22 protein-coding genes and 1 tRNA gene are annotated in these 21,853 nt (G+C 69.2%); 3 read left to right on the top strand and 20 right to left on the bottom strand.

Annotated features, from left to right (window positions below):
* Positions 1 to 207: 207 nt before the first annotated feature.
* Positions 208 to 2,436, bottom strand: a complete 2,229-nt coding sequence (locus ACULPM_RS01350; protein WP_445330752.1) for a THUMP domain-containing protein — start codon at positions 2,434 to 2,436, stop codon at positions 208 to 210.
* A 220-nt stretch (positions 2,437 to 2,656) separates the two neighbouring features.
* Here ACULPM_RS01350 and ACULPM_RS01345 point away from each other — a divergent pair, with 220 nt between their 5' ends.
* Entirely contained in the window at positions 2,657 to 3,688 is a 1,032-nt protein-coding gene (locus tag ACULPM_RS01345; RefSeq protein WP_445330751.1) for a hypothetical protein, read from the top strand.
* A 235-nt stretch (positions 3,689 to 3,923) separates the two neighbouring features.
* On the opposite strand, the gene ACULPM_RS01340 is transcribed toward ACULPM_RS01345, so the two are convergent.
* Positions 3,924 to 5,453, bottom strand: coding sequence for a S10 family peptidase (locus ACULPM_RS01340; RefSeq protein ID WP_167930937.1), 1,530 nt, complete (start codon positions 5,451 to 5,453; stop codon positions 3,924 to 3,926).
* Positions 5,454 to 5,567: 114 nt separating this feature from the next.
* Between ACULPM_RS01340 and ACULPM_RS01335 the strand changes: the two genes are divergently transcribed.
* Positions 5,568 to 7,820: a KUP/HAK/KT family potassium transporter gene (locus ACULPM_RS01335; RefSeq protein ID WP_445330750.1), complete on the top strand. Its 2,253-nt coding sequence runs from the start codon at positions 5,568 to 5,570 to the stop codon at positions 7,818 to 7,820.
* 275 nt (positions 7,821 to 8,095) lie between these two features.
* Here the strand turns inward: ACULPM_RS01335 and ACULPM_RS01330 are convergent, their stop codons facing one another.
* The 6 genes from ACULPM_RS01330 to ACULPM_RS01305 all read right to left on the bottom strand — a co-directional run bounded on the left by ACULPM_RS01330 (position 8,096) and on the right by ACULPM_RS01305 (position 14,937).
* Complete coding sequence (locus ACULPM_RS01330; RefSeq protein WP_445330749.1) at positions 8,096 to 9,550, bottom strand: citrate synthase; 1,455 nt, start codon at positions 9,548 to 9,550, stop codon at positions 8,096 to 8,098.
* A gap of 60 nt (positions 9,551 to 9,610) precedes the next feature.
* Positions 9,611 to 9,913, bottom strand: a complete 303-nt coding sequence (locus tag ACULPM_RS01325; protein ID WP_445330748.1) for an ACT domain-containing protein — start codon at positions 9,911 to 9,913, stop codon at positions 9,611 to 9,613.
* A gap of 140 nt (positions 9,914 to 10,053) precedes the next feature.
* Positions 10,054 to 10,554 carry a CarD family transcriptional regulator gene (locus tag ACULPM_RS01320; RefSeq protein WP_445330747.1) on the bottom strand — a complete coding sequence of 167 codons (501 nt, stop codon included), beginning with the start codon at positions 10,552 to 10,554 and terminating at the stop codon, positions 10,054 to 10,056.
* A 243-nt stretch (positions 10,555 to 10,797) separates the two neighbouring features.
* Complete coding sequence (locus ACULPM_RS01315; protein ID WP_445330746.1) at positions 10,798 to 11,499, bottom strand: peptidylprolyl isomerase; 702 nt, start codon at positions 11,497 to 11,499, stop codon at positions 10,798 to 10,800.
* 25 nt (positions 11,500 to 11,524) lie between these two features.
* On the bottom strand, positions 11,525 to 12,910 hold the full coding sequence (gene brnQ, locus ACULPM_RS01310) for a branched-chain amino acid transport system II carrier protein (RefSeq protein ID WP_167930932.1): 1,386 nt from the start codon (positions 12,908 to 12,910) through the stop codon (positions 11,525 to 11,527).
* A complete protein-coding gene (locus tag ACULPM_RS01305) occupies positions 12,910 to 14,937 on the bottom strand; it encodes a subtype A tannase (protein WP_167930931.1) in 2,028 nt (675 codons plus the stop codon). The genes brnQ and ACULPM_RS01305 overlap by 1 nt, the downstream gene beginning before the upstream one ends.
* Positions 14,938 to 15,057: 120 nt before the next feature.
* Between ACULPM_RS01305 and ACULPM_RS01300 the strand changes: the two genes are divergently transcribed.
* On the top strand, positions 15,058 to 15,402 hold the full coding sequence (locus ACULPM_RS01300; protein WP_445330745.1) for an acylphosphatase: 345 nt from the start codon (positions 15,058 to 15,060) through the stop codon (positions 15,400 to 15,402).
* A gap of 81 nt (positions 15,403 to 15,483) precedes the next feature.
* Here ACULPM_RS01300 and ACULPM_RS01295 read toward each other — a convergent pair.
* From ACULPM_RS01295 to ACULPM_RS01240, 12 genes are all read right to left on the bottom strand, one after another.
* Positions 15,484 to 15,559: transfer RNA gene (locus ACULPM_RS01295), tRNA-Phe, on the bottom strand.
* Between the two features lie 97 nt (positions 15,560 to 15,656).
* Entirely contained in the window at positions 15,657 to 15,908 is a 252-nt protein-coding gene (locus tag ACULPM_RS01290) for a hypothetical protein (protein ID WP_445330744.1), read from the bottom strand.
* Complete coding sequence (locus tag ACULPM_RS01285) at positions 15,892 to 16,467, bottom strand: hypothetical protein (protein ID WP_445330743.1); 576 nt, start codon at positions 16,465 to 16,467, stop codon at positions 15,892 to 15,894. The genes ACULPM_RS01290 and ACULPM_RS01285 overlap by 17 nt, the downstream gene beginning before the upstream one ends.
* Before the next feature lie 4 nt (positions 16,468 to 16,471).
* The gene (locus tag ACULPM_RS01280; RefSeq protein ID WP_445330742.1) at positions 16,472 to 17,008 is read right to left on the bottom strand and encodes an FHA domain-containing protein; all 537 of its coding nucleotides are present in this window, start codon (positions 17,006 to 17,008) and stop codon (positions 16,472 to 16,474) included.
* 14 nt (positions 17,009 to 17,022) lie between these two features.
* Positions 17,023 to 17,379, bottom strand: a complete 357-nt coding sequence (locus ACULPM_RS01275) for a DUF192 domain-containing protein (protein ID WP_445330741.1) — start codon at positions 17,377 to 17,379, stop codon at positions 17,023 to 17,025.
* A complete protein-coding gene (locus ACULPM_RS01270; protein ID WP_167930964.1) occupies positions 17,380 to 17,814 on the bottom strand; it encodes a hypothetical protein in 435 nt (144 codons plus the stop codon).
* 41 nt (positions 17,815 to 17,855) lie between these two features.
* A complete protein-coding gene (locus ACULPM_RS01265; RefSeq protein ID WP_445330740.1) occupies positions 17,856 to 19,817 on the bottom strand; it encodes a hypothetical protein in 1,962 nt (653 codons plus the stop codon).
* 70 nt (positions 19,818 to 19,887) lie between these two features.
* Positions 19,888 to 20,361: a TadE/TadG family type IV pilus assembly protein gene (locus ACULPM_RS01260; protein ID WP_445330739.1), complete on the bottom strand. Its 474-nt coding sequence runs from the start codon at positions 20,359 to 20,361 to the stop codon at positions 19,888 to 19,890.
* 1 nt (position 20,362) lies between these two features.
* Complete coding sequence (locus tag ACULPM_RS01255) at positions 20,363 to 20,557, bottom strand: hypothetical protein (protein WP_445330738.1); 195 nt, start codon at positions 20,555 to 20,557, stop codon at positions 20,363 to 20,365.
* Positions 20,557 to 20,988, bottom strand: a complete 432-nt coding sequence (locus ACULPM_RS01250; RefSeq protein WP_445330737.1) for a hypothetical protein — start codon at positions 20,986 to 20,988, stop codon at positions 20,557 to 20,559. The genes ACULPM_RS01255 and ACULPM_RS01250 overlap by 1 nt, the downstream gene beginning before the upstream one ends.
* Positions 20,985 to 21,182, bottom strand: coding sequence for a Flp family type IVb pilin (locus ACULPM_RS01245; protein ID WP_167930456.1), 198 nt, complete (start codon positions 21,180 to 21,182; stop codon positions 20,985 to 20,987). The genes ACULPM_RS01250 and ACULPM_RS01245 overlap by 4 nt, the downstream gene beginning before the upstream one ends.
* 29 nt (positions 21,183 to 21,211) lie before the next feature.
* Positions 21,212 to 21,853 (bottom strand): type II secretion system F family protein, encoded by a 642-nt coding sequence (locus ACULPM_RS01240; protein ID WP_445330736.1) that lies wholly within the window; start codon positions 21,851 to 21,853, stop codon positions 21,212 to 21,214.

Genomic DNA, 21,853 nt, shown 5'->3' with positions numbered 1-21,853 from the left:
GCCGTCGGGGTGATGGACGGGACGGCGAGGCGCCGGCTCTTCTCGCCAGAAAGACTCCCCCCCCCCCTGCGCGCGGGCGGCATATCAAATCTCTCCGCGCGTTTTTGGCTGTTTCAGGGCCTTCCAGGGGGTCGAAAGTGCCAAAATGCCGCGGCCAGATTTGATGCCGCCCGACGGCCCCGCCCCAAGGTCCGGCGTCTCCGCCTCCTACGCACGCTCCACGAGATAGGCGTGATGGATCTTCCGGTTGCGCGAGAAGTCCTCGGGGATGGTCTCCGCGGTGATGTCCGTGAGCCTCACGCCGGCGCGCTCGAGCTTCTCCGCGTCCGGCCTGAAGTTGCGCAGGTTGCACGAGAAAATCGCCCGGCCGCCGCGGACGAGCAGGCGCGACACGCCGATGATGAGCTCCGCGTGGTCGCGCTGCACGTCGAAGGACGCGCGCCGCATGCGTGCCGAGTTGGAGAACGTGGGCACGTCGCAGAAGATCAGGTCCCAGCGGTTCTTGGTGTGGCGCTGCTCCGTCACCCATGCGAGCACGTCCGCCTGCACGAACTCGTGCTCGGGGCCCGTGAAGCCGTTGCGGGCCATGTTGCGCCGCGCCCAGTCAAGGGAGGGGCGCGAGAGGTCCACGGTCGTGGTGTGCTTGGCGCCGCCGTCAGCCGCGTAGCAGGTCGCGGTGCCCGTGTAGGCGAAGAGGTTGAGGAAGCGCTTGGAGCCCTTGGTCTCCTTCATCATCTCGCGGATGCGCGAGCGCGTCTCGCGGTGGTCCAGGAAGATGCCGCAGTCGTGACGGGCGTCGAAGTTGACCTCGAAGGTGAGCCCGCCCTCGTCCACGAGGTGCGAGCCCGCCGGCAGCTCCACGCGCCCCGCCCGGCGAGAAGAACGGTCCCGCCGAGGCCCGCGACCGGACGGGCGCGACTCGTCGGCATACTGCGACCCCCCGCGGGCGCGGGTCCGCACGCGGACGCTCACGTCCTCCGGCGCCACGCCGAGCGCGCGGGACGCGATCGCGAGGACGTCGAGCAGGCGACGATGTGCGAGCTCGGGGTCCACGCCGCGCGGCGCCGCGTACTCCGAGACCTGAAGCCAGCGCCCCGGCGTCTCGGAGCCCTCGTAGAGCTCGATCGCCACGGCGTAGTCGGGCAGGTCGGCATCGTAGACGCGATAGCACGTCACGTCCTCGCGCCGTGCCCACCGGGCCCGGAGCCGGGCGACCTTCGCGAGGCGGCGCGCGAACTGCTCCGACGCGGGCACGAGCACGGGCACGCGGTCCCCGCCGGGAAGCTCCACCTCGGCTGGGCCCGAGACCTCGGCCGCGGCGTCGAAGGCGCGGATGCTCGCCGGGTCGCGCCCGACGATCACCTCCGTCACCGCCGCGGGCTCGCGGCGCAGCGCCGCGTCGACCGAGGCGCCGCGCGAGAGCGTGACGACGGGAAGCCCCGCGAACGCGGAGAGGTCGGCGAGGGCCGAGGCCTCCGTCGCAAGGGCCGTGTCCGCGACCCACGAGAGGTCACAGACGACGAGCGCCTCCCCCGCGCCCGAGGCCGCCTCGGAGGGCGAGCAGAACGTGGGCTCGACGGGAAGACCGGCAACGCGGAGGGCCTGGCGGCACGCCGTCGCCGCGCCCGGGCGAGAATCGCAGGCCAGAAGCGAGCACGCGTTCTTCTCGCCCCGCTCCGCGCGGGCGTCCGCCTCGGCGAGCAGGCCCTGCCAGGCGGCGGCGTCATGCCCCGCCCACCCCATGAAGCCCCACCGGGCGCGAAGCAGGCCCGGCGCGCGGTCGAGCGCCACCTGCGCCGCCTCCGCGAGCACGCTCCCCTGCCCCGGCCAGAGCGCGACGAGCCTCGCCTCCCCGCGGCGGGAACGACGTCCCCAGCCCCCGGCGGCAAGCAGGGCCGCGGCATAGTCCGGGCGAAGGGGCGCCACGCGCGCGTCGGTCCGGGAGTCATACCCACGCCGGAAGAGCGGCTCGCCCGCAAGGTCGAGGGAGATGGTCGCCCGCTGCCCGCCCAGGCGGACGGAGACCGTGAGGTCCGGGCGGGCCGTGTCGGTCAGTGGGCGCGCGCCCGTCGCCTCAAACACGCGGTCGACGATGGCGTCCTTGGCGCGAAGGGCGACGAACTGGGTGTTTCTCAGCTCGGCGTTGGTCCCGTGGGCATCCACCGCGAAGGTGGCCCCGGGCGCGAGATGGCCCTCCCATGCGACGGACGACACGCCCTCGTAGAGCTCGTCCGCGTCACGCGCCCCGACGCGCGCGAGCACGAGCAGCACGCGCGACGCAAGGCGCGACCACAGGCAGGCGCGATACGCGTCGACGAGCTCGCCTCCAAAGGACACCTGGCCCGCCAGGGGGCGGACCTGGGGGGTCCCCAGCTCGATCAGCTCGTCGGCCAGCAGCCGCTCGAAGCCCTTGGGGCACGTCGCAACAAACTCCATCGGGTCACCTCTCGCCCGTCGCCATCATGTCCGCCCATTTTCACACGACCCACGGCGCGCCGCGCCGTCATCGCCCGACGCACATCAAATCTGGCCGCGGGATTCTGGCACTTTCGCACCCCTTTTCGGACCGAAAAGTGCCAGAAATCCGCGGCCAGTTTTTATATATAGGATATCTCCAGTAATATGCAAGATAATGTCCTTTGACGTGGGAGGTAATATGAGCAAAAGAGGAGACCGAGAGGTCGACGTCTTCCTCCGAGAGGCGGAGCGCCGCTGGGCGTGCCTCGAGTCGTATCCCGGGCATCTGCACCGGCTGCTTGAGCGGCGCGTGCAGAACGGGGAGCTCGTCTCTCCCCTCCCTCGCCTCTACGCCCGCGCCGACCTGTGGTCCAGCCTCAGCCCGACCATGCGAACGATCTTCATCGCGCACGGTCTCCAGGAGCTGCACCCTGACTGGGTGTTCTGTGGAACGACCGCCGCCGTCCTGCACGGCCTCTCGGTCTCATGGGGAGTTCAGAGAGAGATCGAGGTCGTGGGCACCTCGGGAGGGAGAAGGACGCAGACGAGCGGCATCGTGCGACGATACGTACGCGGAGAGACCCCCGTCACCTCGTTCGGGGCGCAGGTGACGCCGCTTCTTAGAACCGTGTTCGACTGCATGCGCCGCCTAGGGTTTCGCGAAGGCCTGGCAATCGCCGATTCGGCACTGCACCTCGGGCTAACCACGGGCGATGCCCTCTGCGCCTACGTGCAGGACATGCGCGGAGGGTACGATGGCGCCGGGCAGGCGCTCCGAACGGCACGGTTCTCCGACCCACGGCCCGAGAACGGGATGGAGTCCATCGCGCGGGCAACGATGTTCGAGCTTGGGTTCGCTAGGCCCGACCTGCAGGTCCCCTTCGACGACCCCATGAATCCAGGCAGGACGTACTACGTCGACTACTGCTGGACACTCCCGGACGGAACAATCATCATCGGCGAGATTGACGGCGGGGAGAAGTACGCGAACCCGCTCATGAGCGGCGGCTCCCCCGCCGTCGCAATGCGCCGGGAACGGCGTCGGGAGTCGCGCATCACCATCGACCGCCCGCGCATCGTACGATTCTCGCCCGAGGAGGCGGCCGACATCGCCTACTTCAACCGGCTGTTGGAGACCTTCGGCGTGCCCCGCGACCACAAGCCGCTCATCGACATTCCCACGGGGCCGACGAGCGAGCTCGTGCCGATCGAGGCATATGGGCTGGAGTGACGTCCTTCTCGCCCCGTCCTTCTCGCCCCGTCCTCCTCGCCCCGCCCTTCTCGCCATATCAAATCTGGCCGCGGGTTTTTGGCACTTTTCGGTCCGAAAACGGGCGTGAAAGTGTCAGAAATCCGCGGCCAGATTTGATGCGCAGGGCGAGAAGAACCTCGGGCGGCATCGTTGACGGCCGATGCCAGAAGCCGCCGTCGGCCCGGCGGGCGAAAAGCCCGCCGGGGGTCGCCGGCTAGCGCTTCTCGTAGAACTCGTGCAGGTCGCGGCCCATCGCCTCGAGCGTGGGCTCGTCGACGTAGGCCATGTGGCCGCACCCGTAGAGGTGCCAGCTCACGCGGCTCTTGAGCGCGGGCGAGAGGAACTGGCAGCTCATGTCGTGCACGACGTTCCACCACGTGGTGGCCGCGTCGTAGCGGCCGCCGAGGATGGCGAGCTTGAGCGTGGGGTTGCGCCGCATGGCCACCGCGATGTCGAGCGAGACGTTGGGCGTGGCGACCCTGCCCAGACCGGGCTCCTCGTGACCCCAGTCCCAGCCGGCGTTCACCTTGTCATAGTTGTTGGAGAGGTAGCGCGCCGGGCCAGCGTAGCCCAGGTCGTCCGCGCAGAGGCGGCGGAACGCGCGCACCCAGGCGCCCTCGACGGCGTCGTCGGCGGGGTCCTCGCCGGCGAGCCACATGTCATAGGACTGCATCGGCGAGGGAGCGTCGCTCGAGAAGCGCGTGTCGAGGCGGCCGCAGACGCGACCCTCGTCCGCGAGCAGGTGCGTGCGGAAGTCGAGCAGGTCGATGCGCAGGTGATGGGCGAGGATGTGATCGGCGCTCAGGCCGATGAACGCCGCCATCCGCTCGGCCACGGCACGCTCCTCGGCCTCGCCCAGGCGATCGCCGCGCAGGAGCGCCGGAGCGAGCTCCTTCTCGGCGAAGTCCATGGCGCGGGAGAACCACTCGTCCTCGTCCACGCCCGCGCCGGCCCTGCCGAAGAACTGCGCGGTGGCCGCGAAGGTGGGCATCATGCCCAGGTAGTAGAGGTCGTCCCCCGGGTTGAGGAGCCCGGCGATGTTGAAGACCGCCGAGAGCATGACCACGCCCGTCAGCTGCACGCCGCGCTCGCCGAGCAGGCGCATGAGGACGGAGTTGCGCACGGTGCCGTAGGACTCGCCGAAGAGGTAGAGCGGGCTCGACCAGCGGCCGTTCTCCGTGAGCCACGTGCAGATGGCGCGGGAGAAGGCGTCGGCATCGCCGTCCGTGCAGAAGATCTTCTTGGGGTCGGCGTCCTCCGCGAGGACCGACCACCCGGTGCCGAGGGCGTCCAGGAACACCACGTCGGACTCGGCGAGCAGCGTGTGCGGGTTGTCCTCGATGGGGGCGTCCGCGCGCAGGTGTGAGACGCCGTCCGTTGCCACGCGACGCGGGCCGATGCCGCCCAGGTTGATGGGCACCGAGCTCGAGCCCGGCCCGCCGTTGTACGCGAAGGTCACCGGGCGCGAGGCGTCCGCGCGCCCCTCGCCGTCCACCGCCACGTACGAGACCGAGAACATCCTCCCGAGAAGGACGCCCGCGTCGTCTCGAACGTCAAGATGCGCGGCGCGGGCCTCATAGTCGATGCTCCGCTCGCCGTCCGTCCAGGTGAGCCGCGCCGAGGCGGGCTCGGGGACGCCCGCCGCGCGATCCGCCGGGACGCTCGCGTACACGCCCCTCACCGGACCCGCGCCCTGGCCCGCCGACTGCTCCGGGGCAACGGCCCCGCTCTTCTCCTCCGCCATGGACCTCATCTCCTTCAACGTAGACCGACGGGGACATTCTAGCCCCGCCGGCAAGCGCTACACTATGGGGACGGCCGAGAGGCCGCGAATCATTAGCCCCGAGTTTGGAGTCACATGAACGCAAAGCACAGTCCTTCCGACACCGCGGTCGCGGTCCGCCAGAGGACAAAGGGTGCCGGCATTCCCCTGTCGGCCGGCATGCTGCTCGTCACCCTTGGCGTCGTCTACGGCGACATCGGCACGAGCCCGATGTACACCCTGAAGGCGATCATCTCCGGCAACGGCGGACTCGCCACCATGTCCGAGGACGTCGTCCTCGGAGCGCTCTCCCTCATCATCTGGACGCTCACCCTCATCACCACGGTCAAGTACGTGCTCGTGGCCATGAAGGCGGACAACCACAACGAGGGCGGCATCTTCGCGCTCTACAGTCTCGTCAAGCGCTGCGGGCGCTGGCTCATCATCCCCGCCATGATCGGCGGCGCGGCGCTTCTGGCAGACGGCATCCTCACCCCGGCGGTGACCGTCACCACCGCCATCGAGGGCCTGCGGACCGTCGACTTCTTCTACGACATCATCGGCGACAACCAGCAGATCGTGGTCGCCGTGGTCATCTGCATCCTGTGCGTGCTCTTCTTCCTCCAGAAGGCGGGCACCTCCAAGATCGGCAAGGCCTTCGGACCGATCATGACGCTGTGGTTCCTGTTCCTCGCCCTCGCCGGCCTGCCGCACATCTTCGAGAACTTCGGCGTGCTGCGCGCGCTCAACCCGGTGCGCGGCATTACGTTCCTCTTTGACGGCAACCTCAACGCCGCCGGCGTCATGGTCCTCGGCAACGTCTTCCTCTGCACCACCGGCGCCGAGGCCCTTTACTCCGACATGGGCCACGTGGGCAAGCCCAACATCTATGCCAGCTGGCCGTTCGTGAAGGTCTGCCTCATCCTCAACTACCTGGGCCAGGGCGCCTGGATCCTCGCGAGCAACGGCTCGGCCGAGCTCGCGGCCATCGAGGACCTCAACCCGTTCTTCCAGATGCTCCCCGAGAACTTCCGCGTCTTTGCGATCGTGCTCTCCACCTTCGCGGCGATCATCGCCTCCCAGGCGCTCATCACGGGGTCCTTCTCCATCGTCTCCGAGGCGGTGCGCCTCGACCTCATGCCGCACATGCGCATCAACTACCCGTCCGAGACCAAGGGCCAGATCTACATCCCCATGGTCAACAACGTCATGTGGATCGCCTGCATCTGCGTCGTGCTGCTCTTCCAGACCTCCGCGCACATGGAGGCCGCCTACGGCCTGGCCATCACCGTGACGATGCTCATGACCACGGTGCTGCTCTTCACGTACCTCTCGCGCATCCGCCACAAGCCGGCGCTCGCCGTGCCGTTTGCCATCTTCTTCGGCGCCATCGAGTTCATGTTCTTCTTCTCGAGCCTGACGAAGTTCTTCCACGGCGGCTACGTGACCGTGATCATCGCCGCCGCGATCTTCCTCGTCATGTACGTGTGGCGCCGCGGCACCGCCATCGAGCGCACCCAGACGGTCTACCTGCCCGTGAACAAGTACCTCGACCAGATCTTCGACCTCAGCCACGACAGCGAGTACCCGCTGCTCGCCGACAACCTGGTCTTCCTCACCAACGACTCGTCCTTCGACAAGCTCGACCGCGACATTCTCTACTCGATCCTGGACAAGCAGCCCAAGCGCGCCCGCGCCTACTACTTCCTCAACGTCCAGGTGACCGACGAGCCCTTCACGCACGAGTACATCGTCGACGACTTTGGCACCGACTTCCTCTTCAAGGTGCAGCTTCGCCTGGGCTTCAAGGTCAACCAGCGCGTGAACACCTACCTCTACCAGATCGTCGCCAACCTCGTGGAGCGCGGCCAGCTCGCGCCCCAGAACCACAAGTACTCGATCTACCTCGAGCCGAGCGTGGTGGGCGACTTCAAGTTCTGCCTCATCCGCAAGACCCTCTCGCCCGAGACCGATCTCTCCGGCATCAACCGCGGCTGCATCGAGCTCAAGTACTTCATCCGCGGCCTCTGCGGCTCTCCCGCCCGCTGGTACGGCCTCGAGAACTCGAGCCTCATCTTCGAGTACGTGCCGCTCTTCTCCAAGACCAAGCGCCAGCACCGGCTCACCCGCATCGAGCGCGACGAGCTCGGCCAGACCGGCCAGCAGCCCGCCCTCGCGCCCGACGCCGCCGAGAGCGAGGAGGACGAGGACATCTTCTCCGTTCAGATGCGCGAGGACCGCGAGGCGGCCCAGGAGGAGGCCGAGAAGGCCCTCGTGGGCGGCGACACCGCAGCCTTCAAGCCGCTCCGCCTCGACGAGGAAGAGGACGAGCCCGAGAGCGCCAAGTAAGGGCGCCCGGCGCGACCGCGCCACCCCAAGAGCTGACGAGAAGGACCCCGGCCTCCCACGGCGCCGGGGTCCTTCTCCATGTTGTGGGCGGGCGCGAGCCGTGGCGGCGCCCCGCTCCGCACCACGCCCGGAGGCCGCCCAAATGCCCCGCCCGCCGGCAGTTCTCGCCACATCAAAGCTGGCCGCGCGCTCTTGGCCGTTTTTCTCCCCTCTGACGGGGATAAAAGTGCCAGGAACGCGCGGCCAGCTTTGATACTGAGCGAAGCGAGCGGAACCTATCCGCGCTCGTTCAGCGGCACGTACTCGCCTGAGTTGGGCATGACGGAGTTGTAGGCCGGGCGGATGATGCGGCTGGACCCGTAGAGCTCCTCCATGCGGTGCGCGGCCCAGCCGGCAAGGCGCGCCATCGCGAAGATGGGCGTGAAGAGGTCCTGCGGGACGCCGAGCATCGAGTAGACGAAGCCCGTGTACATGTCGATGTTGGTGCTGATGGGCTTGGTGATGCCGCGGACGTCGCGCATGACCTGGGGGCCCAGGCGCTCGATGCTGGCGATGAGGTCGAGCTTCTCGACCTGGCCCTTCTCCTCCGCGAGCCGGCGCGCGTAGCCGCGGATGATCTCGGCGCGCGGGTCGGTCTTGGTGTAGACCGCGTGGCCGAGGCCATAGAGCAGGCCGGCGCCGTCGAAGGCCTCCTTGCGCAGGATCTTGGCGAGGTAGTCCGCCACCTCGTCGTCGTTGGACCAGTCGCGCACGTGGGCGGCGACGTCCTCGATCATGTCGCCGGCCTTGAAGTTGGCCCCGCCGTGCTTGGGGCCCTTGAGCGAGCCGATGGCGGCGGCATAGGCGGAGTAGGCGTCGGTCCCCGAGGACGAGAGCACGCGCGTGGTGAAGGTGGAGTTGTTGCCGCCGCCGTGCTCGGCGTGCAGGATGAGCATGACGTCGAGCAGCATGGCCTCCTCGTGCGAGAAGCCCTCGTCGCTGCGCAGGACGTCGAGCACGGTCTCGGCCATCGAGTAGCCCTCGCGGATGGGCGGGACCATGAGGCGCTCGTCGTTCTGCTCGGCCACGTGGGCGGCGTGCGCGACGGCGGCCGTGCGCGGCCAGCGGCCGAGGAGCGAGAGCGCGACGTCAATCTCGTGCTCGGGCGAGGTGTCGTCCGGGTTGGGGTCGAAGGCGTAGAGAAGCAGCGTCGCGCGCTGCAGGACGTTCATGACGTTGTGGCTGTACGTGGCGCGCGGGAAGATGTGCAGGTAGCCCTCGGGGAGCTGCTTGCGCGAGTCGATGCGCGCCCTGAAGTCGTCGAGCTCGGCACGGGTGGGCAGCGAGCCCGTGAGCAGGAGGTACGCGACCTCCTCGTAGCCAAAGCGATCCTCGCGCTGCGCCGCCTCGACGAGGTCGCCCACGCTGTAGCCGCGATAGATCAGGTCGCCGTCGTCGGGCTCGATGCCATGGTCGGTCCGGTTGTAGCCGTGCACGTTGGAGATGGTCGTGAGGCCCACGAGCACTCCCGACCCATCGGCGTTGCGCAGGCCCCGCTTAACGTCATACTTCTCGTAGAGCTCGGCAGGGACCACGTCCACGGACTCGTAGCCGTGATACAGGCGCTCGGAGTCACGCGTGAGCTCCACGCCCACGGACGGCATGGGGTAGACGTCCGCCACATGCTCGAAGGCGGACGTCTCGCGCGGGGTGAGGATGGGCCAGCCGGCCCCCTTGGGAATGCGAATCATGGGCAGACCTCTCTATCCGCGAGCCGGGGCCACGAGGGCCTGCCCCTGGCTCAGCTGCCGTTACAGGCGGTACATGAACTTGAAGACCTCCTCGCGCTGGAGGTTGATCTGGACGCCAAGACGCTCCGCCAGGGCGTCGAGGGTCGACTTGAGCTCCGAGAACTCGGCGCCGGCAAGGTTGACGAGCATCGTCATCGTGAAGGTCCCCTGAAGGATCGTCTGGGAGATGTCCAAGATGTTCGCCTCGCGCTCGGAGAGCGCTCCCGCCACGGCCGCGACGATACCCGGCCGGTCGCTGCCAAGAACGGTGATGATGGCGCGCCCGCCGACGGTCTGGTCGGCCGCGGTGCTGTCAGTCGTCATGTGTCCTCCTCGAGACGTCGTTGCGTCCCCTCATTGTAGGAGCGACTCATGAGGCCTCACAGCGAACACATGAGGTTGACCGCAAACGGAAACGCTCCGCTGCGGCGCGCGGCGAGAAGAACGTGCCGCGGCGAGGCGGCCTAGTTCTGCGCCGCGACGTCTCCCGAGCCCCGCTCGAAGAGCGCGGCGACGTCCTCGGGAGCGCACCCGAGCGCCACGGACATCTCCAGGCGGGAGCGCTCCTCCGCCTGCTTGAGAATGCGCTCATAGGCCACGGGTGGCTTCTTGTTGCGCTGCGAGAGATCCTCGATCCGCGCGCGGAAGGTCTTCACGATCCTCACCGAGTCACGGCACGTGCCGGTGCGAATCTCGTTTCTGAAGTGCTCCTCCTCGAGGGATATGCTGCGCGCGGCAAAGTCATCGAGCTGCATGCGGGGATAGTCGTCGATGATCTTCTCCGCCTCGTCGCGCGTGAGCACGGGGCGCAGGCGAGCCTCGCTCGCCACGGGGAAGCTGATGTGGACGGGATGCCGCTGCCCGACAGGCAGCAGCTGGTAGAGCGCATTGGGACTCTCCGTCACATCCTTCACCTGACAGACGCCCTGACCGGGATGAACGATGTAGTCTCCAACGGCATACATGTGCATGCTCCTTTCGTGTTCCTAGGAGTATAGCACGAAAAGATGCTTTTTTATACCGTTTGCGGAAATACTATTGCATTAATCCGTATATATCAGTAGATTAGTTAGTTTTTTACACTCTCCTTACCGGAGGGCTATGTCTAGAAAGAAGCTGAAAACAGAAAAGGGGCGGCGGGCTTTGGCCAGATAGGCGGCCCTGTTGGCCATCATCTGCCCGCTGCCCGCCGCCCAGGAGCGACGTTCCTAGTCGACGATGGAGATCTTGGCAATCTTGGGCTGGTTCTCGGGAGCGACGGTTCCGTTGGAGTCCTCCACGGGCGTGTTCTCGCAGATGGCGTCGACCACCTCCATGCCCGAGGTCACGTTGCCGAAGGCGGCATACTGCCCGTCAAGCGAGTCGGAGGTGTCCTGCACGATGAAGAACTGGGAGCTCGCCGAGTCGTAGTCGGACGAGCGCGCCATGGAGATGGTGCCGCGGACGTGCGGGATGTTGTTCTCCACCCCGTTGGCCGAGAACTCGCCCTTGATGGTCTCGTCGGAGCCGCCCGTGCCGTCGCCCGACGGGTCGCCGCCCTGGATCATGAAGCCCTCGATGATGCGGTGGAACGTGAGGCCGTCATAGAAGCCCTGCTCTGCCAGGTGGCAGAAGTTGGAGACCGTGATGGGCGCGACGTTGGCGTTGAGGGCGACCTCGATGGTGCCGTAGCCCTCGACCTCGATGGTGGCGTGATGGACGCCCGTCGCATAGGGGTCGTCGGGGTCGAGGTCGGAGGAGGAGGCGTCCTGGCCCTCAGTCCCCTGGTCGGCCGAGCCCTGGGCCTCGGCGGCCTCCTCCCCCGCCGGGAACCCCCCCTGCGAGCAGCCGGGCAGCAGCACGAGCGCGCAGACCGCAAGGGCAGCCACGAGGGCGAGAAGGACGGGCGTGCAGCTTCTTGATCTTGTCATGGTCAGCCTTTCACGAGGGGTCGGGTCAGTCGCGCGCGTGGCGGCGCCGGAGCAGGACGGACAGTGCAGACGAGAGCGCGGCCGCGAGCAGGGCGGGAAGGACCCACCCCAGGCCCATGCCCGCGAGCGGCAGCACGTCGAGCGGAAGCGCGAGCGCGGGCGCGAGGGCGTCGCGCAGGGCCTCGGCCGCGCTCACCGCCACCGTGACGCCAACCGTCCAGGGCCAGACCGCCGGCACCGCGTCGCAGCGGCGACGGAGCAGTCCCATCGCCACGAGCACGATGGCGGGCGGGTAGAGCGCGCCGAGCAGGGTGGCGGAGAACGAGATGATCGCGTCCAGCCCGAGGTTCGAGACCGCGCACGAGAAGGCAGCGAAGGCGAGCGCGCACGCCCGGTACGAGACACGCGGGAGCTCCTCGGAGAAGTAGGAGCCGCAGCAGCTGATGAGGCCGATGCAGACGTTCAGGCACGCGAGCAGGAAGATGGCGGCCACGATTGCCGTCCCCGCGAGGCCGAAGTGGGCCGAGGCCGAGGCGGTGATGACGACGGCGCCGTTCGTGACCGACGCGAGCTCGGCGGAGAGCTCGTATCCCACCACGCAGAGGCCGCCGTAGACCGCCATCATGAGGACGCCCGCGATCACGCCGGCGCCGCACACCGCGCGCGTGACGTCACGGGGCGCGGTGACGCCGAGGGCGCGGACGTTCGTCGCTATCACGAGTCCGAAGGTGAGCGAGGCGAGAAGGTCCATCGTCTGGTAGCCCGTGAGGAAGCCCGCCACGGCCGGGGCGCCGTCGTAGGGAGCGACGGGCGCTGGGGCGGGGGTCATCCCGGGCAGGGAGACGAGCGCCGAGGCCACCACCACGACGATCAGCGCGATCAGCGCGGGCCCGGTGACGCGCCCGAGCAGGCGCGTCAGCCGCCCGGGGTGCAGCGCGAGCACGTAGGCGACCACGAAGAACGCCACGGAGAACGCCAGGCGGGCAAGCTCGAGCGACACCCCCTCGGGAAGCAGCGGGGCAAGCATCTCGAAGGCCGTCGACGCCGTGCGCGGGATGGCGAGGCAGGGGCCGATGGCAAGGTAGACGAGGGCGACGAAGACCCGGGCGAAGGTCGGGTGGACCCGCGTCGCGAGGTCGCGCAGCGTGCCGGAGAGCGCAACGGCGACGATGCCGAGCACCGGGAGGCCCACCCCCGTGACGAAGAAGCCGAGAATCGCCGGCAGCCCGTCCGAGCCCGCCTGGACGCCGAGGAGCGGCGGCAGGATGAGGTTGCCGGCGCCGAAGAACATCGAGAAGAGCGTGATGCCCACGAACAGGGTCTGGCGCGGGGCGAGCGAGCGGGCGGGCAGGCCGTTCTTCTCGCCCCGCGCGTCATCGGACGCGGAGGACCCCTGCGAGTCCTGCGACATCACTGCGCCGCCGTGCAGCAGGAGACGACCCACTCGACGAGGTTGGACGTCGCGGAGCCGGCCCTCTCGGCGAGGACGTGCCCCTGGCCCCAGACGGGGGTGTAGGAGACGTCGGAGACGCCGTCGTACTTGCGCAGCGCGAAGACGATGTTGGCGGCGGTCCCGAGCGGGGCGTCGGTGTCGAAGAGGCCCTCGTTGACGCGCCAGTGCGGGGCGACGGACGCCTGGCCGTAGCCCGCGTAGTGGCCGCTCAGCCAGAAGAGCGGGTTCATCATCGACACGCGCGTGGCCATGTCGGTCTCGAGCGCGTCGACCTTCTCGAGGTCCTCCTCCCATGCCGCCTCGTACTCGGGGTTCCACCCCTCGCACGTGGCGTACGCGTCGACGTTCGCCGCGACGAGCTCCGCCGCCACGGCGTCGAAGTGCAGGGTCGACTCCTCGCCGATGCCGAAGAGCTGGTTCGTGCGCGAGCTGCGGTTGGGCAGGTCGAAGGGGGACGCCGGGGAGTTCGCCGGGCGCAGGTTGACGGAGAAGTCGCGCAGGCTCGCCACCGAGACGCTCTGGGAGCGGTGGTTGTAGTTGATCCACCAGCCCTCGTTGTTGAGGGCGGCGAAGTAGTTCTGGGCCGAGTCGTAGATCGTCGACTGGACCTGAGCCACGCCCGTGAGAGCGCTCGCGGCGCTCGTGGGCGACGCGGCAGGGGCGGCGTCGGCCGTCTCGGTAGCCTCGGCCGTCTCGTCGGCGCCGGCCTCGGTTCCAGCCTCGGAGTCCGTCCCGGCCCCGCCGTCCGCGGGGGCCTCCCCCGTGCCGTCCGCCTGCGCCTCGGCCTGCGGCGTCGACGTGGCGGACTGGGCGGCCGCCTCGGAGGCGCGGGTCGCCACGAGGTTGGGGTCGCCGGGGAACGTGGGCTCCTCGAGGCGCTGCGGGGTGTAGGTGTACGGGAACGCCGTGTTCTGCACGAAGTAGGTCGCGGCGTCGTCGATGTTGCCGAGAAGGGCGCTCGCGTAGGAGCCCATCGCGAAGATGCCCGCCTCCGTCTCGTCGAGCGTGAGCTGCTCGTCCTCCGCGGAGCGCAGGTCCATCTCGTTCACCCAGGCGCCGTAGGCGGCGGCGAGGTCCTGGGAGAGGGCGCGGGTCCAGGTGCCCTCCGCGCGGGTGTCGGCACTCGCGTACTGGCCGGCCCCCCACTCGTAGGCGGCGTCGGCGACGTCGAAGGAGGTGAGGGGGCACCACGAGGCGCTTCCCGCGATGGCGTCGGAGACCGCGTTGCCCTCGGCGTCGTGCGTGACAGCGCCGATGGAGTCGAGGTAGGGAGCGAACTCGGCCGCATCGCCCGAGGAGCCGAGCACGGCGCTCACGCCGCCGCCGGCCGAGAAGCCGAAGACGAAGACGCGGCTCGCGTCGCACGGCAGGGCGCCGGCGTTGTAACGCAGGTAGCGGACGGCCGCCTTGAGGTCGACGACCGGCCAGGGAGAGCCGCCCGGGAAGAGCTCGTCGGAGCCCGAGGCGGTGTCATACCCGGCCGACCGGCCGCGGAAGCCCGCGTAGACATAGACGCAGCCGGCCTCGAGGTAGGGGGCGAGCCCCTCGTAGCCATACACCGTGGGGCTCATCTGGGCCGAGAGCGTACCGGTGTTGATGGGCATGAGGATGGGCGCGGTCGCGGGGGTGAAACTGCCCACCACGGCCTTCTCGTTCACGGTGCAGGCGTAGGTGTCGCCCTTCTTCTCGGCGGTGAAGTAGGCGCCGGGAACGAAGATCGCGAGCGACTCGTAGGTCTCGGTCGCCGGGGAGAGGCAGTAGGTGAGCCCGAGCTGGTAGTAGACGTCGTTGTCCTCATCGTAGTGCCACTTCGAGGCGTCGATGGAGAGCGACTCGAACTCAGAGAGGTCGACGTCGGGGTTCTTCTCGCCGGGCTCCTCCGGGGTGGCGGGCTCGGACGGCTGCGCCTCGGGGGTGCAGGCGGCAAGGCCAACGGCGGCAGATGCCGAGGCCAGCGCGAGAAACTCTCTTCTTGTACAGCCCATCGTTCCTCCTTGTGCGCGGGCGTTCGTTCGCGGCTACTATTGTAAGCAACGGCCCGACGGCGCGGCCGCGCGCCGCGGGCGAACACCAATTCAGAACAGCCACGGCAGGGAGGAGGCGTCATGTTCAACTTCAGACGCAGGTCGGCGCAGACCGAGAAGGCCCCGGCCGCCCCGCTTCCCGACGACGCCCGCAGGCTGCGCCTGCGCTTCGTGGGGCAGGTCCAGGGCGTGGGCTTCCGCTGGACCTCGATGGGCGTCGCCCGCGAGCTCTCCCTCACGGGCTGGGTGAGAAACGAGCGCGACGGGTCGGTCACGGCGGAAATCCAGGGCTCCACCGCGCACGTCGGCGCGTTCTTCTCGCGCATGCTCGAGGCGTATCGGCGCTACCCCATCAGCTACACGGTCGACGAGCGGGAGGACATCCCCCTCGTCCCCGACGAGACCGAGTTCGAGGTGCGCTACTAGGGGGGCGGCCCTCTCGCGCGCGAGGCCTGTGCCAATAGCAAAGCAGGTCGGAGACACATGGCCTCCGACCTGCGAAAGTTCTGGTGGCGGGGAAGGGAGTCGAACCCCTGACACGGGGATTTTCAGTCCCCTGCTCTACCAACTGAGCTACCCAGCCATTTGGTGCGGGAATTACTATACCAAACTCGTCCGGCATGTCAAAGACTTTTTTCCGGCGCCTCCACAGGCGAGAAGGGCGGGCGAGAAGAACGGGGCTACGCCGCCCTTTCCGAGCGCGCCGCCTCCTCGGCGGCGAAGCGCTCCATGATGGCGCGCTCGGCATCCTCTGTATAACCGGGCCTGCTGCCTCGACCGGCGCGGTAGGAGAATTCGAACTCCGCCTCCATCCGCCAGAGGCCTTGGTCTTCTGGCGACATCTTCTCGAGAATCTCGGTGAACTCGTTGCGGTCATCATCGCCGCAATACAGTTCGTGGAACCTGCGGCTAACCTCAGCGTAGATGCTCAACTCGCACCCCCAGACTCTCCTCGTAACCCCTCAGCAAATCAGGCTCGCTCCCGCCACGCAGCTGCGAGAGCATCCGAATTGTTGCGTCATCAATACTATACCCGGGCACGGGATCGCCGACTATCTCGAAGACGTACAGGCTCCCGTCGTGGCAGGCGATGATGCCGCGCCGCGCGCGGTTTGCGATGAGGATGCGTATGTCTGCCGCAGACGGAGGAAAGCCGTCAGGATGGTTGTGGACGATGGCGATCTTGGCCCCATCGTCCACGGCCGCCGAGGTCGCCTTCGCCAGCCCCTCCGTGAACTCGACCCTCTTTGGCACCCGGGCGTTCACGACACTTCCCACGAGCGAGCCGTCCCGCATGTCATGGACGTAGAGGTCCTCGTATGGCGTTCCGCTGCGATGGTGCAGCATCCTCCTGATGCCCTCGAGGACGGCATCCGCGGCACGCTCGCCGACCGCATGCCTCACGAGTGCCCGATACGATTTGCCGCCGACTCGTCCGAAGTCGACCTCCCTGCGCGTCCCCTCGTCGCGCCACGGGGCCTCTTCCGACATGCCGCTACGACGCCTCGGGCCCGGTCATGACGAGGCGGCATCCGCAGAGGTCTATCTCGTCCCCATAGGGCACGATAACGCGCCCGGCGACGTCTCTCCCCCGATACGTGGCGGGGTTCTTGGAGCCCAGGTCCTCGACCTCCATGCCATCCGGCGTCGGGACCATGCTCAGGTGGCGTCGAGAGATGGCGAGCGAGTGGAGCACGACGTCGTTCGACGGGTCCCTCCCCACGGACGCCCCGCCCCCGGGGACGGGAACCCAGAGGTCGACCGACGCCGTGCGGACGACGACCCCGACCTCCCTCCCCCTCCGCCGCGCGAGCGACGCCGCGGCGGAGAGGTCCTCCGTGTCGCCGCCAAGGGCGTCAGATGAAGGTGCCGCCCCCGCGGGAGACGGCAGCGCGCCGGGGGCATGCCCCACGTCCCGCGTGAAGTCATAGAGGCACCCGTAGCAGACGCTCATGTCCGCGTAGAGCTCGGCGCCACAGCGGGGGCACAGCTTGGTCTCGTAGCTCCCCCGCGCGCTTCTCGTCAGTTCCATCGTCTCCTCCTTCGCTATGTGGCGGGCGGCACGGAGAGCGAGACGACCCACAGGTGCTCGCCCTCATCGACCCACCGTCCCTCGCTCGCCGGCCGCTCGATCGTGCACTCGGCGCCGGGGTTTGACAGGAACTCCCCCGGGCCGACCCCTCTGCGAACCTCGAGGACCTCCCCACGCTCGCCAACAAACGCGACGTCGATTGGGTAGCTCATGCCGAACGTGTGGACGGAGCCGCACCGCAGGAGCATCACGGGCGCCGCCCCCTCGTCCGTCCCGAGCAGCCCCCGCAGCCTCTCCGCCCACGTCGAGAGCACAACGAGCTCGTGGCAGAGCCAGGGCCTCTCGTCGGAGCGCACCCTCACGACGCCCACTCAGACCACCACCCCTGGCCGGTAGCGGTCGACCACGAGCTCCCGCTCGTGCCGGAGCGCGAGGGGCGCCTCGTACGTCACGCCCGGCATCCTCAGCAGCCGCGGCCACGGCCGATAGACGAGCGTGCAGGTATAGCGCGTGAGCAGGGGGGAGACGACGAGGGACGCCGCCTCTCCCCCGCCCGACACCGCCTGGGCGCTCACCTCCACCTCGCAGGTGCCCTCCCTGCCCATCGCCTGCTCGAGCGCCGCCTTGACCTGCGCGACGGCGGCGGAGCCCGTCTGCTCCCCCGCGGGCGAGACCCCATGCGCCACGACGGCGTCGAGCGCGGCCTGGTCGAACGCGGCGCACGCGTCGACGAACCACATGAGGTTGAGCACGATGAGCGCCACGACGATGACCACGGGCACGACGACCGCAAGCTCAACGGTCATCTGGCCGCGCCTCCCCAGCCCCCGGCCGGCACGCCCCGACATCACGAGCCACCTCCCAGACTCGAGAGATCGATGGTGAGCGGGATGGAGAGCTCGGTCCCCGGGATGGGAATCTCGGCAAGGGTGAACTCGTCCGTCCCGACCTCGTCCACGAGCCAGAGGCCCGCCGCCTGGGCGAGGTCGAGGGCAGATCCCGAGTCGGGCAGGGCGTTCACGAGCGATCGAATGGTCGAGACCCGCCCGAGGCCCGCCTGGTCGAGCACGTCCTGCGTGTTGGCGAGCACGGGCTTTCTCAGGCGCATGTCAACGGGCTCGAAGCCCGCGGCCCGCAGCACCTGCTCGAGCCGCCCGCGCAGCCACGCGCCCACGCTCCCGCCGAGCACCCCATCAAGCCCGTCGAGAAACTCAGACCCGGCGCTTCCCACGCTCTCATACGCCGAGCCGTAGCCGACGAGCAGCCTCCCCCAGAGCCCCATCACGCCGTCGAGCGCGCCGCCGAGGGCCGAGTCGCTCGCGCCGAGGGAGTCGAAGAAGCTCGAGAGCACGTTGTTCTCCGCCGTGGCGTCATCCGGGGCGAGCGCCGCGGCGGACACGGCAACGCCGTCGGGAAGCTCCGCGGACGAGAGGAACGAGGCGGTCAGCTCCGAGGGGACGCTCGAGCCCGAGCGCGCGACCACGGCGACGCACCCCCATGCGCCGGGAGGGCAGAGCGTGGGCCGGGCGACGGAGAGCTCCTCGAGCGCACGCTCGAACGCGCCCTCGCCCTGCTCCGCGAGCCCCTGCAGCCGCGCCTCCGCCGCCGCCTCGTCCCGCCGCGCCGCCTCGTAGTCCCTCGACGCCTCGACGATGATGCGCCAGTGGTGCTCGAACCCGTTGGCTATGGACGTCGACGCCGAGGCGACGCGCCCCATGTCCCCGATGTCCATGCGGCACTGGTCGCACGTGGCAACAGACCCCGCCTCGGCGTCCGCGAGCGACGCGCTCCCGGACGGAGCTCCCCCGGCGCCCGGGCAGAGCGTGGACGAGTGCAGCGTGCGCACGCCACCCTCGACGGTGCACGGCCACATGGCATCGGTGTAGAGCCTGGTCCCGCGCGTCTGATCGGCGTTTCTCGGGAGGCTCGGGAGGTCGACGCTCACCGTTCCGTCAGCGTGCTCCTCGTAGGAGCCGGACCGCACCTCCTCGAGGGCGTACTCGTAGAACGCCCGCCGACAGGCGGAGTCCGTGATCTCCTCCGCGCCGGAGCCCCCGACGTGGGCCGAGGCCAGGCGCGCGGCGTAGTAGGCGCGGGCGCGCAGGAGCGGGACCCCGAAGGTCCACGCGTCCACCGTCGGATAGTGGGGGTTCTCCCCGACCCCGAGCCCCGCGAGGGAGGCCGCGCGCTCCCGCAGGCAATAGGGCTCGGTGACGCAGTCCGCCCGCCACGCACGCTCCTTAGCCTCCTCCGCTCGCCTCTGCGCCTCGTCGACCTCGTCGGAGACCTCCCGCATCTGGTCGGAGAGCTCGACGAGCTCGTCCTCGTCGACATCGGCCTCGAGGGCGGAGAAGTCCGAGCGCGACTCGGTGGGGAACGGAATCGCGCAGCCCATGTACGAGACGCCGCCCGCCTCGTTCGCCTCGACGCATGACGCCGAGTTGGCCACGATCAGCAGCGGGAGCGTCGCCTCGAGGCGCTCGATCCCCTCCCCCGCGCTTTCCGCGAACGACCTCCGGGCCTCAAGTATCCTCCCGCCCGCCGACGTGACCTCCGCCCCCGCGGCGGAGAGCCCGGGCACGCACGAGACCACGAGCCCCGCCCCGAGCACGATGACGCCCGCGAGCCCCATGCTGAGCACGCATGCGTCAACGACCTGGACGACCGTCGAGAAGGCCGCGACCGTGTTCTCGCCCGCGAGGGCGCAGGCGTCCGCCACGCGCTGCACCTCCGAGGAACGCCCGGCCACCCATGTGGCGCTCGCCGCCGCGAAGACGAGGGACAGGCTGAGGATGAGAGAGACCGCCACCGCGACGGTCGTGAACCCCCCTTCGTCATCCCTGAAGAGACCGAGGACGGGCGCGAGTCCCGGCCGCGGCTCAGCCCCACATGACGACCCACTCGTCATAGCTCCCCCCAATCCAGCTCGCCCGCAGGTCGCAGCTCGCCTCGACCCGCACGACCACCGCGTCGCCCTCCGCCGTTCCCAGCGCGGACACAATCGCCCCGAGAAGCGGAAGCGGCCTCACGCGCCCCTCGACCGACACGCTCACGCGCCCCGCGTCGTCCGGGCCCTCCGTAACGACCTCCCACGCGTCGGTCCCGCCCTCGTGGAACAGCAGCGCCTCGGGGACCGCCGCGAGCCTCCTGAGCGCGTACGCTCGCACCTCGTCGGCAGACCCCCGGCTCGTGGAGACCACGCGGGCGAGCTCGTGGGCCGTCGCCGACATCACCGACCTCGTGTACAGGACGCAGGCCGGCTGCACGAGAAGCGCAACGATGGTGAGCGTCACGGGAATGAGCAGCGCCGCCTCCACCGTCGACTGGCCGCTTCTCAAGAGCTCGCGCCCCATCTCAGAACGCCGCCACGTCTTTGAGGAGCGCGACCGCCCCCTGGTCCGTCCCGTGTGACGCCGCCCCCTTGGCAAGCGCGAGCAGCCTCCCGTCACGCGCCGCATGCCAGACGAGCGCGAGCGCGCAGACCATGGCCATGAAGGCGAGAAGGACGAGCATGTACTCGAGGGTCGACTGGCCGGAGCTCGACCGCATCAGCGACTCCCGGAGTCGACGTCGCCTGCGTCCATGCGCCACGAGACGACCTCGCACCCGCCGGACGCGCCCTCCTGCACCACGCACACCTCCGCCCATCCCGCTCCCTGCACGACGCATGCCCATACCCTCCCTGCCAGATCGATGTATCCCGCGTGGGCGAGAACGCAGTCCCCGCGCGACTGGTAGCCCTCCAGCACGCTCGCCCCCTCGTCCACGACGGACCGCCCGCTCTCATGACTCGTCACCCGCGCTCCCGTCGGGACGTCGACGCCCAGGGACGACGCCCCCACGGCGTCGTCGGACACGCCCTCCCGAGCGCCCTTCCCCATGGTGGGACCGCCCGCCCCGGCCCACAGCAGGGCGGTCGCCACCAGCGCGCACGTCAGGGCGGCGATGGCGACGGCCCCGCCGGGCCGAGGGCGCCTCACAGCGAGTTGATCCCGCTCGCGATGGCGTCCCATAGCTCTGCCACCCGGTCGCGGAACGCTATGATCGCGACGATGGCCAGGACCACAAGGACCCCCACCAGGATCGCGTACTCGGTCGTCCCCTGCCCCGCCTCGTCTCGCACGAGCGCACGCGCGCGTGCGACCATGCCACGCTCTCGACCTCTCTCGACCATTCCTCTCTCCTTTCTCCTAGAGCTCGGCGCTAGCCGACCACCACCGCGGACCCAAGGAGCGGGCCCAGTATCGCCAGGAACATCGCGGGGACGATGAGCGTCCCCAGAGGGACGAGCATCTTCACCGGGACCTTCTCGATCTCCTCCTCGACCTGGGAGCGCTGCTCGTCGCGCATCGCCCGCGCCTGTCGCTCGAGCGCGGCGGCGAGCGGCGCGCCAAAGGCGAGCGACTCGCCCACGACCGCGGCAAAGCGACCGAGCGGCGCGAGGTCGAGCTCCTCCGCAAGCGAGAGCAGCGCCTCCTCCCTCCCGGCAACGCCGATGCGCCAGCTGAGCATCGCCCCCTCGAGAGACCGCGCGAGCTCGTTCGCGCACCGCTCGCAGTACAGCTCCAACGAAGAGTCAAAGGAGAGCCCGGCCGAGAGGCCGAGCGTCACCACGTCGAGAAGGACCGGGAGCTCGGCGAGGCACTCCACCCTCCTCCGTGCCCTCACGCCCGCCAGCCGGGCGCGGCGCACAGGGGGGATCGACCGGACGAGGTCCTCGGCTCGCCCGAGGAACCCCGGGCGCCTCCCCCGCTGCCGGGCTGCCGCCCCGTCCGGAAGCGCCAACACGGCGGCGGCGCAGAGCGCGGCGGCGACCGCCGGGGCCGCAAGATCCTCGGGAGCCAT

It is taken from the genome of Thermophilibacter sp. ZX-H3 (assembly GCF_052599055.1).
The sequence above is the reverse complement of the archived record's forward strand: the minus strand, read 5'-3'. Positions and strand labels throughout refer to the sequence as shown.